A 12500-nucleotide genomic window follows, 5' to 3' on the forward strand; every position below is an offset into this window, starting at 1 on the left:
GGCGGGCCTCACTCCGATGAGCGTGATGTCTGTGAGTCATCACGATGACTCACAGACATCAGGCTGATTAGCGGGTGTGGTTCCAGCCCTCATCCCTGGCTAGCCGTTGGGCCGGCGGCCAACGGCGGCAGGGCGGTCCGCGGCGGGGCGGTCCGCGGCGGGGCGGCAGGGGCGGCGCGAGGCGGGGCGGGGTGAGGCGGAGTGGGGCGCGAGGCGGCCTGGGGCGGCGTGGGGCGGTGTGGGGCGACGTGAGACGAAGGGCGAACGCGGGTGGCCGGGGGCAAGGTCCGGGCGAGAGCGGGCGAGAGCGGCCGAGAGCGGGGGGAGGGGCGAAGGCGGGTGGCGGGGCGTGACCGGGAGGGCTGGGCGGGGCGGCTAGGCTGGCTTACCGTGCTCGTACTCGTGGTGGACAGCTCGACCCCCGCGGTCACCGCGGCGCTGGTGGAGATCTCGGCAGACGGCGTGGCGTCGCGGGCGCACCGGTGCACGGTCGATGCTCGCGCGCACGGTGAGCTGCTCGCGCCCCAGGTGGATGCGGTCCTCGCCGACGCTGACGCGCGCCCGCGTGACCTGGCGGCCATCGTCGCCGGGCTCGGCCCGGGTCCGTTCACCGGGCTACGGGTCGGCCTGGTCACCGCCGCGACAATGGGTCAGGTGCTGGGGATCCCCACGTACGGTGTCTGTTCGCTGGACGCCATCGGTTACCCGGCGGCGTCCGGCACGCCGGTCCTGGCCGCCAGCGACGCCCGGCGCAAGGAGCTCTACTGGGCCGTCTACGACGGCGCCGGCCAGCGGATCGTCGGGCCCGAGGTGTCCGCGCCGGCGGTCGCCGCCGCGCGGGCCCGCGAACTGGGCGCGACGATCGCGGTCGGTGACGGGGCGCACCGGTACGCAGACGTCCTGGACCTGCCCGTCCGGGTCGAACCGCGCTATCCGGACGCGACAGTGCTGGCGTTGCTCGCCGCCGAGCGGATCCGGGCGGGGGCGTCCAGTGAGCGGCTCACTCCGCTCTACCTGCGACGCCCCGACGCGGTGGCGGCGACCGGCCGCAAACCGGTCCTGCCATGACCGCGGTACGGCTCGAACCGTTCCGCTGGTGGCACATCGACGACGTGCTGCCGATCGAGGCGGACCTCTTCGGCGCTGAGAAGTGGTCGCCCGCCATGTTCTGGAGCGAGCTCGCCAACGGGCACCACTACCGGGTCGCCGTCGACGCGGACGGTTCAGTGCTCGGCTACGCCGGGCTCGCCGGCGTTCCGCCGGACGAGGTGTGGGTACAGAACATCGCCGTCCGCCGGGACGCCCAGCGGCGCGGCGTAGGCCGTGCCCTGCTGGAGGAGTTGCTCGCCGAGGCGGTCCGGCGCGACGCCAGCAGCACCCTGCTGGAGGTCGCCGTGGACAACGCCGCAGCTCAGCGGCTCTACGCGACGTACGGTTTCGAGCCGATCGGGGTGCGGCGCGGCTACTACCAACCGAGCAACACAGACGCGCTGGTCATGCGGCGCGACGCCGAGCCGACCGGGAACGGACCACACGACAATGGCTGACGAACCACTGATCCTGGGTATCGAGACCTCCTGCGACGAGACCGGTGTCGGCATCGTGCGGGGGCACACCCTGCTGGCCGACGCGCTCGCCTCCAGCGTCGAGGAACACGCCCGGTTCGGAGGTGTGGTACCGGAGGTGGCCAGCCGGGCCCACCTGGAGGCCATCGTGCCGACCATGGACCGGGCCCTGACCGAGGCCGGCGTCACGCTGGCCGACATCGACGCGATCGCTGTCACCTCGGGGCCGGGGCTGGCCGGTGCGTTGCTGGTCGGCGTCGCTGCCGCCAAGGGGTACGCGGTCGCCGCCGAGAAGCCCATCTACGGCGTCAACCACCTCGCCGCCCACGTCGCGGTGGACACCCTTGAGCACGGCCCACTGCCCGAACCCGCCATCGCGCTCCTGGTGTCCGGCGGCCACTCGTCCCTCCTGCTCGTGGACGACCTGGCCCGGGGTGTCACCCCGCTCGGCGCCACCATCGACGACGCGGCCGGGGAAGCGTTCGACAAGGTCGCCCGGCTGCTCGGGTTGCCGTTCCCGGGAGGTCCGCCCATCGACAGGGAGGCCCGGGCCGGCGATGCCGCCTCGATCGCCTTCCCCCGCGGTCTGACCGCCGCGAAGGATCTCGCCGCCCACCGGTACGACTTCTCGTTCTCGGGCCTGAAGACGGCTGTGGCCCGGTGGGTCGAGGCCCGCCAGCGTGCCGGTGAGCCGGTTCCGGTGGCCGACGTGGCCGCGTCCTTCCAGGAGGCGGTCTGTGACGTCCTGACCAGCAAGGCGCTCGCCGCCTGCCGGGCGCAGGGCATCGAGACCCTGGTCATCGGCGGGGGAGTGGCGGCGAACTCGCGGCTGCGGGCGATGGCCGAGCAGCGAGCCGAGAAGTACGGCATCCGGGTCCGGGTACCCCGGCCGAAGCTGTGCACCGACAACGGCGCGATGGTGGCCGCGCTCGGTTCGCACCTGGTCGCCGCCGGGGTCGCTCCGAGCCGACTGGACCTGCCAGCCGATTCGGCGCTGCCGTTGACCACGGTCAGCGTGTGACGGGGGCGGCGGACATGATCGTGCGGATGTGGGAGGCGCGCGCCGAGGCGTACGGAGTCGCCGACCTGATCACCTGGGTGTGCGACACCGCCCTGCCCGAGTTGGAGCACGACCCGCTCCACGTCTCCAGCGAGGTCTTCTCCTCCACCGACCACCGGGTGGTGGTGATCTCCAAGTGGCGCAGCAGCCCCCGCCCGCTGCCGGACCCGCCAGCCCTGCTGGTGGCCCGCGCCCCGCACTCCTGGGACTTCACCCAGGTGGACCGGTAACGCGAGCCACCATCCAGGCAGCTGGCTGATCGGTCAGCTGCGGCGCAACATCCGGTAGGTGGCGATTCCGCCGGTGCCCAGCGCGGCGAGGAAGACCAGCCAGACGACGGTGCTGCTGACACCGACCTGCGGGCCGGAGTTGGCCGAGGCGGCGGCCAGGAGCCCGTCCTCGCCCGGGGCGGGCAGCGCGGCCGGCGGCAGCTCCGGCCACCGAACCAGTCCGGTTGACTCCAGCATCTGCATGTGATGCGTGACGAAGGCGGTGGCGTCCTCGCAGAGCTTGCGGACGGTGGCGTCCCGGGTGCTGGCCCGTACTGCGCTGATCACCGGGAGAATGCCGCCGTGAGCGACCCGGAGGCGGGTCACGAAGATCTGGTCGAACCGGGCGCCGGAGGCGTTCTTCATCTCCGTCAGCCAGCCCTTTTGTTGGGCCGTCGGCTCGCTCGGGATGGTCGCGCCCAGCTTGTTGGCCGCCTCGACCACGAGTTCATCGAGCTTCTGGTGCTCGCCGGCGATGCCGGCGCCGATCTCCCGTACCTTGGCCGACTGTCCCTTCTCGGCGGCCATCTGGCCGGCCGGCATCTCCCACAGCCCGGCCAACCGCACCCCGTTGAGCAGCGTCATGTCGGCGGCGTTGAGCTGTCGCCCGCCGGCGGGGGCGGCGATGGCCGCGCCGGGCAGGACACCGACCCCCGCGATGATCGCGATGAGCAGCATCGCCGCTCGGTGGGTCCGGGTGCCCAGTCGGCGATGGGCGGATCTGAGCGGTGCCATGTCTGTGGTGCCTCCTCGGTCCGGACCGAACGCGTCTGGACCGGGCAGCCGCGCCTTGCCGGTTGCCCGTCCGCCCACTGGTACGGGCTGATCGCGCGATCAGTTCATCGCTGAGCGACCCGGATCCGCGGGTCACAGCGAGCAACTCCAGATCCACGCCGGACAGCGTACGGATCAGCCCACGTCGAGGGGGTCGGCGAGGAGTCGTTCGAAGGCCAGCTCGGCGGCGCCGATCAGGGGCGCGTCCGTACCCAGTTTCGGCGTACGCAGCCGGACGTGCTCCAGGCAGGCGCCGAGCGCGTTGGAGTTGAGCCGGCTGCGGATCTGCGCCGCCGCCGCGAGGTAGAGGTCACGCATGGTGCCGCCGAAGATGACCATCTCGGGGTTGAAGACGTTCACCAGGTTGGCCACCCCGAAGCCGAGCCAGTCGCCGGCCTGGCGGACCGCCGTCTGGGCCCGGGCGTCCCCGCGGTCGGCCGCGTCGAAGACCTCCAGCAGCGCGTCGCGGCCCCGGGCGTCGGAGCGTCCGGCGGCACGCAACAGGCCGTGCTCGCCGATCTCGGTCTCCCAGCAACCCCGGGACCCGCACTCACAGGGTTTGCCGTCGCGGACCACCTTCATGTGGCCGACCTCGCCGCCGTACCCGCCGTGCCCGGTCAGCCGGCGCCCACCGGCGATGATGCCGGCACCCACGCCGACGTCGCCGTACAGGTAGAGAACGTTGTCACAGCCCGCAGCCACACCTCGTGCGTGCTCGGCGAACGCGGCGACGTCGGCCACGTTGCCCACTGTGACCGGTACGTCGATGCCCAACTCGTCGGCGAGGGCAGCGCCGATCGGCTCGTCCACCCAACCGGTGGTGGGGCCGAGTCGGACCAGGCCGTCGTCCCGGCGGACCATGCCGCAGACCGCGACGCCGGCGCCGACGCAGATCGCGTCCGCCGGCACCAGTTGCTGCATCTCCTTGACCGCGCCGGCCAGCAGCGGCGCGGCCTCCGCGGCCAGCAGCCCGCGCGGCCGGTCCAGATCCCGGCGGTCCAGGACCGCGCCACCCAACCCGATCCGGGCGGCGCGCAGCCGGTCCACCTCCACCGAGTACGCGTACGCGTAGACCCGGGTCGACTCGGGCCGGACGACCAGTGACGGTCGTCCGGCCCGGCCGGTTTCCTTCGGTGCGCCTTCGCTGACCAGCCCCACCGCGGACAGGTCGGCGGTGAGCGCGCCGATGGTGCTGCGGTTGAGGCCCAGCGTGGTGGTCAGCTCGGCACGCGTGGTCGCCCCGTTGACGTGCACGTGCCGCAGCAGGGCCCCGAGGTTCTGCCGTCGGACGTCATCCTGGCTCGGTCCTGGGCGCATGCTGGTGCTACCTCCCGCGCGGTCAGCGGGTGCCGGTGGCTGCCGCGCGGCGGCGGGAGAGCGCGTCGACGCTGGCGGCGAGCAGCAGCACGACGCCCGTGACCACGTACTTGACTCCCGCGTCGTACCCCATCAGGCCCATTCCGTTTTCGATGACCGCGACCACCGCGCCGCCGAGTACGGCGTCGAGGACGCGGCCCTTGCCACCGAAGAGGCTGGTGCCACCGATCACCGCTGCGCCGACCGCGTAGAGCAGTACGTTACTGCCCCCGGTGTTCGGGTCGACCGAGTTGGCCCGGCTGGCCGCCACGATGCCACCGATGGCGGCCATCGAGGAGCAGATCACGAAGACCGAGACCCGGATCCGGTCGACGCCGATGCCGGCCCGGCGGGCAGCTTCGCGGTTGCCGCCCACGGCGTAGATGTGCCGGCCGTAGCTGGTGCGTTGGAGCACGAAGGTCCAGATGATCAGCAGCACCGCGATGATCGGCACCACGATCGGCACGCCCTTGAGTGAGCTGATCAGGACGTTGCGGCTGCGCTCCAGGTTGAGCACGTACACCGCGGTGCCGAGGATGACGGCGAGCCCGCCGATCCGCAGCGCCACCACCGCGAGCGGGTCGGTGATCAGGCCGCGGGCCACCCGGGTGCGGTGGCGCAGCAGTTGCACCGCCGCGTAGCCGATGACCGCGAGGGCGGTCAGCCCCCAGCCCAGCGTGGGGGCGAGGTTGCGGTTGGCGATGGCGACCAGCACGTCGTCGCGGACGGAGATGTTGGTGCCCTCTTTGACGAGCAGCAGCACGACGCCCTGGAAGGCGAGGAAGCCGGCGAGGGTGACCACGAAGGACGGAATGCCGATCTTCGCCACGAGCATGCCGAGCGTGGTGCCGATGACCACACCGGTGGCGACGGCGGCGAGCACGGCGACCCACCAGGGGTAGCCGAGCACTGTGACCACATTGGCCAGCACCGCAGCGCAGACGCCGCTGGCGAAGCCGGCGGAGAGGTCGATCTCGCCGAGCAGCAGCACGAAGACCAGGCCCATCGCGATCAGCGTTACCGCCGCGCCCTGGGTGAAGAGGTTGGCGAAGTTGCCGGCCGACAGGAACGACGACGGCCGCATGATCGCGAAGACCGTGCAGAGCACGATCAGGCCGAGGACGGCTGGTAGCGCGCCGACGTCGCCACCGCGTACCCGGCTCAGGTAGTTGCGGAAGTGACGGCCGATGGTCGGCGTCGGTGTGACGGCGGCGGGGCCGTCCTTCCGCACGGCGGTGGTGGTCATCGGGCGCCTCCTGAGATCGAGTCGGCCGCCTGCGGGCCGTCGCCGTTGCTGCCCGGGTCGGTGGCGAGGCCGAGCCCGCCCGAGCGCCCGGCGGTGATCAGCTCGACCACCTGGGCGTGGGTGATGTCGGTGGTCTTCACCTGGGCGACCATCTGGCCGAGGTACAGCGCGGCGATCCGGTCGGAGACGGCGAAGACGTCGTTCATGTTGTGCGAGATGAGCACCACGGCCAGGCCGTTGTCGGCGAGGCGTCGGACCAGTTCGAGCACCTGGGCGGTCTGTGCCACGCCGAGCGCCGCGGTCGGCTCGTCCAGGATGACGAGCTTGCTGTTCCAGAGCACCGCCTTGGCGATGGCAACGGTCTGTCGTTGACCGCCGGAGAGGCTGGACACGTGCTGCCGGAGTGAGGTGACGGTGCGGATGGAGAGCCCCGCCAGGGTTTCGGCGGCGAGCTGTTCCATGGTCGGCTCGTCGAGGACGATGCCGCTGCGCTTCTCCCGGCCGAGGAACATGTTCTGCACGATGTCCAGGTTGTCGCAGAGCGCGAGGTCCTGGTAGACGACCTCGATGCCGAGCGTGGCAGCGTCGCGGGGGCTGCCGATGTGCACCGGTTCACCGTTGAACAGGAACTCTCCGGCGTCGGTGGGGTGGATGCCGCTGATGCACTTCACCAGGGTCGACTTGCCGGCGCCGTTGTCGCCGACCAGTGCGGTCACTTCACCCGGGTGGACGGTCAGGGCGACGTCGCGGAGCACCTGGACGGGACCGAAGCTCTTGTCGATCCCGCGGAGTTCCAGCAGGGGGGTCGCGGACACGGGGGTCTCCTTCTTAAGGGAGGGTCGGGGCCCGTCCGGCGGGCGCCGCCCGGCACGGGAGGGGTGCTCCCGTGCCGGGCGGCGATGGTCGTTCCGGCGGGTACTGCGGCGTCGGTCAGCTGATGCCGGCTTCGGCGCAGAACTTGGTGTACGCCGCGGTGCAGACCTCTTCCTTGGTCACGTAGCCGTCGGCGATGACGTCCTTGACGCTCTCCTTGTAGATGGCCTTCGGGGTGAGCAGCACCGAGGGCACGTCCCGGTCACCGTCCTTGACCGTCTGGCCGGTGTCCTTCTTCTCACCCTTGGCGAGGGCGATGGCCAGGTCGGAGGCCGCCTTGGCCTCTTCCCGGACCGCCTTGTAGACGGTCATGCACTGGTCACCGGCGAGGATGTTCTGCAGGCCCTCGGTGCTGGCGTCCTGCCCGGTCACCGGCACCTTGCCGTTGAGCTTGTTCTTCTTCAGGATCGAGATGGCCGCGTTGCCGAGACCGTCGTTGGCGGCCAGCACACCGTCGATCTTGCCGTTGGCCGTCGTGAGCTGCTGCTCGAAGATCGTCGCGGCCTGCGCGTTGTCCCACGCCGGCACCGCGTCCTCAGGGCCCTTGACGTATTCCTTGGAGTCGAACTTCGGCTTGAGCACCGAGTCGTAGCCAGCCTTGAACAGGGTGGCGTTGTTGTCGGTGGGGGAGCCGTTCAGGTACGCCACGACGGGGTTCTTGGCGCCCTTCTCGGTCAGGCACTTCGACAGACCCTCGCCCTGGAGCTTGCCGACGGTCTCGTTGTCGAAGCTGACGTAGTACTGGGCGGAGCCGCCGAGGGTGAGCCGGTCGTAGTCGATGGTGGCGACGCCCTGCGACTTGGCCTTGTCGAGCACTGCCTTGCCGGTGCCGGAGTCCAGGTTGACGATCATCAGAGCGGTCACGCCGCTGGTGATCATCTGGTCGGCGATGGTCTGGAAGGCGGTCTTGTCGTTCTGGGCGTTCTGGATGTCGTACTGGACGCCGGCGGCCTTGAACGCCTCCTCCAGGAACCGGCGGTCCGCGGTCTCCCAGCGGGCCGAGGACTTGCTGTCCGGGAGGATCACGCCGATCTTGGGGGTCTTGGCGGAGGCGGCCTTGTCGCCGGAGTCGTCGCCACAGGCGGTCAAGCCGCCGGTCGTGAGCAGGCCCACGGCGGCGATGGTGAGGATCCCCTTACGCATGTGCAGGGTCCTTTCGGAGGTGGGGGAGGTGTTGTTTTGTTGTGTCCGGCAACGTATTTCGCGTCACACCGGCTCCACAAGACCGCGCAGGTGCATAGTTTGTTGGGAGCGATAACAATTCAGCAACGCGACTGTTACTCCGCGGGTATCCCACGGGGGTGTCGACGTAACGACTGTCGTCAGTGGGTCTGCAACGGCGCGCTACGGGCGTCGGTCAGCGCCACCAGATCCGCCGCGGCCAGTTCGAGTTGCAGACCACGCCGACCAGCCGAGACGTAGATCGTCGGGAGATCCAGCGCGGATTCGTCCAGCACTGTGGGCAACCGTCGACGCTGCCCGAGCGGGCTGATCCCACCGCGTACGTAGCCGGTGGCCCGCTCGGCGACCGCCCGGTCGGCCAACGCCGCCCGCTTGCCGCCGACCGCAGCCGCGAGAGCCTTCAGATCCAACTCGCCGGTGACCGGAACGACCGCCACGGTGAGCGCGCCGTCGACGTCGGTCACCAGAGTCTTGAACACGCGCTCCGGTGCCACGCCGAGCGCCACCGCCACCAACGCGCCGTAGTTCGGGGCGTCCGGCGCCACCCGGTACGGATGGGTGCGATGCGCGATGCCCCGCTTGACCAAGAGTGCCGTTGCCGGCGTGCCCTGTCCCGCCACAGCGAAGACGCTAGTCGAGACGGCGCTAGTCGACCGGCCGGCCGATCAGCACCGTCGGTGCGCCGCCGACCCGGGTGAGCACCAGACTCGCCGCCGCGTCCCCGGCCAGCCGCAGGTCCCGCCGGAGCTGCTCCGGGGTGAGCGCCGAACCCCGCTTCAGGATCTCCACCCGGCCCACCCGGCGCTCCCGCAGCAGCGCCCGCAGGCGCTTGAGCGAGAACGGCAACACGTCGGTGATCTCCAGGCAGCGCGCGTACGGGGTGCGGACCGGCTGGTCGGCGTAGAGGTAGGCGATGCTCGGATCGCCCAGGTTGGCGTCCAGTTCGCTGGCCAGTTCGGCCACGAGGTGCGCGCGCACCACCGCCGGGTCCGGGTCGTACAGGTAGCGACGCGGCGGCCCGACCGGCGCCTCGGCGGCACCCGAGCCGGTGAGCTGGTGGCTGCGGGCCTCGGCGCCCCGTTGGCGGTAGAGGGTGGCGCGACGGGGCACCTCCGCCAGCTCACCGCACCAGAGCGCGGCCTCGACCAGGTCGCCGTCCACGCTGACCCACTCGGCCTCCGCCCCGGCCGGGATGAGCGCGTGGTCCAGGCCCGGCGCGACCTTCACCACAGTGCGCGGCACCCGCTCGGCCAACCCGGTGACGAAGTCCCACGGTGGCGAGTAGGCGCGCGGGTCGAAGATCCGCCGCCCGGTGCCGGTGGCGCGGCGGGCCGGGTCGCAGAAGACCCCGTCGACCCTTGCCACGTCGAACCCGGTCGCGTCGCCGCACTCGACGGTGAACAGCTCGGCCAGGCCGGCCGCCTCGGCGTTGGCGGCGGCCATCGCCGCGGTCACCGGGTCAGCCTCCACCCCGTACACCCGGATGCCGGCGCGGGCGGCGGCCAGCGCGTCGGCCCCGAGCCCGCACCCGAGATCGGCCAGGGTCCGCACGCCGGCCGCGTGCAACCGGGCGGCTCGACGGTCGGCGACCACCCGGCGGGTGGCCTGCTCCAGGCCGGGGCGGGTGAGGAACATCCCAGCGGCGGCCGAGCCGAACTTGCCCACCGCCCGGTGGCGCAGCTCGGCCTGGGTCAACGCCGCCGCGGCCAACGTCGGCGGCACCCCGGTCGCGCGCAGGGCCGACGCCGCGACCAGTGGATCACCGCCGGCCAGGTCGGCCGCCGCGGTGAGCGCGGCCGACCCCTCAGGGGTACGTAGCGCCGCCAACTGATCGAGATCCACCCGGCCATTGTCCCGTCCGACTCGGAAAACTTGGCTGGCGGGGCGCGACGCGCTGGCACTCTCCTTGACGGAGTGCTAGCCACGGAATAACCTGCGATTAGCACTCTCACCCTGAGGGTGCCAGCTTCCGGGTCTCGCGACCCGGGTGCGCACGCCAGGCGGACCGGCACCCGCGACGACGGCACCGCCCGGTGGCATGAGGCAGATTGACGCTGGTCAGCCCCGCTGGCCAGCAACGAAACCAGTACCCCAGGAGGGTATGCCCGTGACTACCGCGACCAAGGTTGCGATCAAGCCGCTCGAGGACCGCATCGTGGTCCAGGCGAACGAGGCTGAGACCACCACGGCGTCGGGCATCGTGATCCCCGACACCGCCAAGGAGAAGCCGCAGGAGGGCACCGTCCTCGCTGTGGGCCCGGGGCGCGTCGACGACAACGGCAACCGGGTTCCGGTTGACGTGCAGGTCGGCGACACCGTCCTTTACTCGAAGTACGGCGGCACCGAGGTCAAGTACGCCGGCGAGGAGTACCTGGTGCTCTCCGCCCGCGACGTCCTCGCGGTCATCGAGAAGTAAGCAACCGATCAGTGCCACTGCCCCGGTCCGGCTCGCCGGGCCGGGGCAATGGCGCTTCGAAGGGACATTAATGGCGAAGATCCTGAGCTTCTCGGACGACGCCCGGCACCTGCTGGAGCACGGTGTCAACGCCCTCGCGGACGCGGTCAAGGTCACCCTCGGCCCGCGCGGGCGCAACGTCGTCCTGGACAAGAAATTCGGTGCGCCGACGATCACCAACGATGGTGTGACCATCGCCAAGGAGATCGAGCTCACCAACCCGTACGAGAACCTTGGCGCGCAGCTGGTCAAGGAGGTGGCGACCAAGACCAACGACGTCGCCGGCGACGGCACCACCACCGCGACCGTGCTGGCCCAGGCGATGGTTCGCGAGGGTCTGCGCAACGTGACCGCCGGGACCAACCCGGCCGGTCTCAAGCGGGGCATCGACGCGGCGGCCATGAAGGTCTCCGAGGCGCTGCTCGGCAAGGCCGCCGAGGTCACCAGCAAGGAGTCGATCGCGAACGTGGCGACGATCTCCGCGCAGGACTCCACGATCGGCGATCTGATCGCCGAGGCGATGGAGCGCGTCGGCCGCGACGGTGTCATCACCGTCGAGGAAGGCTCGATGCTCACCACCGAACTGGACGTGACCGAAGGTCTCCAGTTCGACAAGGGCTTCATCTCGCCGAACTTCGTCACCGACCTGGAGGGTCAGGAGTCCGTCCTTGAGGACGCGTACATCCTGGTCACCACCCAGAAGATCTCGGCGATCGAGGAGCTGCTGCCGCTGCTGGAGAAGGTCCTGCAGAACAGCAAGCCCCTGCTGATCATCGCCGAGGACGTGGACGGCCAGGCGCTCTCCACCCTGGTGGTCAACTCGCTGCGTAAGACCCTCAAGGTCTGCGCGGTCAAGGCCCCCGGCTTCGGTGACCGGCGCAAGGCAATGCTCCAGGACATCGCGATCTCCACGGGCGCCGAGCTGGTCGCCCCGGAGCTGGGCTACAAGCTCGACCAGGTCGGCCTGGAGGTGCTTGGCACCGCCCGGCGCGTCGTGGTCGACAAGGAGAACACCACGATCGTCGACGGCGGTGGCCAGAAGGCCGACGTCACCGACCGGGTCTCCCAGATCCGCAAGGAGATCGAGGCCTCCGACTCCGACTGGGACCGGGAGAAGCTGGCCGAGCGGCTGGCGAAGCTCTCCGGTGGCATCGCCGTCATCAAGGCCGGCGCGGCGACCGAGGTCGAGATGAAGGAGCGCAAGCACCGCATCGAGGACGCCATCGCGGCGACCAAGGCTGCGGTCGAGGAGGGCACCGTGCCCGGCGGCGGCGCCGCCCTGGTGCAGATCCTCTCGGTGCTCGACGACGACCTGGGCTTCACCGGTGACGAGAAGGTCGGCGTCTCGGTCGTGCGCAAGGCGCTCGTCGAGCCCCTGCGCTGGATCGCCCAGAACGCCGGTCACGACGGCTACGTCGTGACGCAGAAGGTCGCCGACCTCACGTGGGGCAACGGCCTCGACGCCGCCAAGGGCGAGTACGTCGACCTGGTCAAGGCCGGCATCATCGACCCGGTGAAGGTGACCCGCAACGCGGTCACCAACGCCGCCTCGATCGCCGGTCTGCTGCTCACCACGGAGAGCCTCGTGGTGGACAAGCCGGAGCAGGCCGAGCCGGCCGCCGCCGGCGGGCACGGCCACGGCCACCAGCACGGCCCGGGCTTCTGATCCGGTAGCGACACCCGTTCCGGGGCGCACCGCCGTCAGGCGATGCGCCCCGGC

13 protein-coding genes are annotated in these 12500 nt (G+C 70.9%); 6 read left to right on the plus strand and 7 right to left on the minus strand.

Annotation, left to right across the window (positions count from 1 at the left end):
* Positions 1-390 precede the first annotated feature (390 nt).
* From tsaB to ACLQ3F_RS13770, 4 genes are read left to right on the plus strand one after another with little or no spacing between them, the layout of a single operon-like run.
* Positions 391-1068, plus strand: coding sequence for a tRNA (adenosine(37)-N6)-threonylcarbamoyltransferase complex dimerization subunit type 1 TsaB (gene tsaB, locus ACLQ3F_RS13755; RefSeq protein ID WP_387352370.1), 678 nt, complete (start codon positions 391-393; stop codon positions 1066-1068).
* Positions 1065-1547 carry a ribosomal protein S18-alanine N-acetyltransferase gene (gene rimI, locus ACLQ3F_RS13760; protein WP_357261188.1) on the plus strand — a complete coding sequence of 161 codons (483 nt, stop codon included), beginning with the start codon at positions 1065-1067 and terminating at the stop codon, positions 1545-1547. The genes tsaB and rimI overlap by 4 nt, the downstream gene beginning before the upstream one ends.
* Positions 1540-2586 (plus strand): tRNA (adenosine(37)-N6)-threonylcarbamoyltransferase complex transferase subunit TsaD, encoded by a 1047-nt coding sequence (tsaD, locus tag ACLQ3F_RS13765; protein ID WP_091402289.1) that lies wholly within the window; start codon positions 1540-1542, stop codon positions 2584-2586. The genes rimI and tsaD overlap by 8 nt, the downstream gene beginning before the upstream one ends.
* Positions 2587-2600: 14 nt before the next feature.
* Positions 2601-2855, plus strand: a complete 255-nt coding sequence (locus tag ACLQ3F_RS13770) for a hypothetical protein (RefSeq protein WP_039906914.1) — start codon at positions 2601-2603, stop codon at positions 2853-2855.
* A 33-nt stretch (positions 2856-2888) separates the two neighbouring features.
* Here ACLQ3F_RS13770 and ACLQ3F_RS13775 read toward each other — a convergent pair whose 3' ends face one another.
* From ACLQ3F_RS13775 to ACLQ3F_RS13805, 7 genes are all read right to left on the minus strand, one after another.
* Positions 2889-3629, minus strand: coding sequence for a DUF4142 domain-containing protein (locus tag ACLQ3F_RS13775; RefSeq protein ID WP_425849032.1), 741 nt, complete (start codon positions 3627-3629; stop codon positions 2889-2891).
* Positions 3630-3803: 174 nt separating this feature from the next.
* A complete protein-coding gene (locus tag ACLQ3F_RS13780) occupies positions 3804-4985 on the minus strand; it encodes an ROK family protein (protein ID WP_357206744.1) in 1182 nt (393 codons plus the stop codon).
* Between the two features lie 22 nt (positions 4986-5007).
* Positions 5008-6270, minus strand: coding sequence for a sugar ABC transporter permease (locus ACLQ3F_RS13785; protein ID WP_396792451.1), 1263 nt, complete (start codon positions 6268-6270; stop codon positions 5008-5010).
* Positions 6267-7085 (minus strand): ATP-binding cassette domain-containing protein, encoded by an 819-nt coding sequence (locus tag ACLQ3F_RS13790; protein WP_357206748.1) that lies wholly within the window; start codon positions 7083-7085, stop codon positions 6267-6269. The genes ACLQ3F_RS13785 and ACLQ3F_RS13790 overlap by 4 nt, the downstream gene beginning before the upstream one ends.
* A 115-nt stretch (positions 7086-7200) precedes the next feature.
* On the minus strand, positions 7201-8286 hold the full coding sequence (locus ACLQ3F_RS13795) for a sugar ABC transporter substrate-binding protein (protein WP_357206750.1): 1086 nt from the start codon (positions 8284-8286) through the stop codon (positions 7201-7203).
* Positions 8287-8465: 179 nt separating this feature from the next.
* Positions 8466-8945, minus strand: a complete 480-nt coding sequence (gene ybaK, locus ACLQ3F_RS13800; RefSeq protein ID WP_425849037.1) for a Cys-tRNA(Pro) deacylase — start codon at positions 8943-8945, stop codon at positions 8466-8468.
* A gap of 25 nt (positions 8946-8970) precedes the next feature.
* The gene (locus tag ACLQ3F_RS13805) at positions 8971-10167 is read right to left on the minus strand and encodes a THUMP-like domain-containing protein (protein ID WP_357206754.1); all 1197 of its coding nucleotides are present in this window, start codon (positions 10165-10167) and stop codon (positions 8971-8973) included.
* A 259-nt stretch (positions 10168-10426) separates the two neighbouring features.
* Here ACLQ3F_RS13805 and groES point away from each other — a divergent pair, with 259 nt between their 5' ends.
* Entirely contained in the window at positions 10427-10741 is a 315-nt protein-coding gene (gene groES / locus ACLQ3F_RS13810) for a co-chaperone GroES (protein WP_030330046.1), read from the plus strand.
* A gap of 70 nt (positions 10742-10811) precedes the next feature.
* A complete protein-coding gene (groL, locus tag ACLQ3F_RS13815; protein ID WP_393220003.1) occupies positions 10812-12446 on the plus strand; it encodes a chaperonin GroEL in 1635 nt (544 codons plus the stop codon).
* Positions 12447-12500: the final 54 nt, after the last annotated feature.

Origin of the sequence: Micromonospora sp. DT15, from assembly GCF_049841475.1 — a bacterium.
Lineage (GTDB): Bacteria > Actinomycetota > Actinomycetes > Mycobacteriales > Micromonosporaceae > Micromonospora.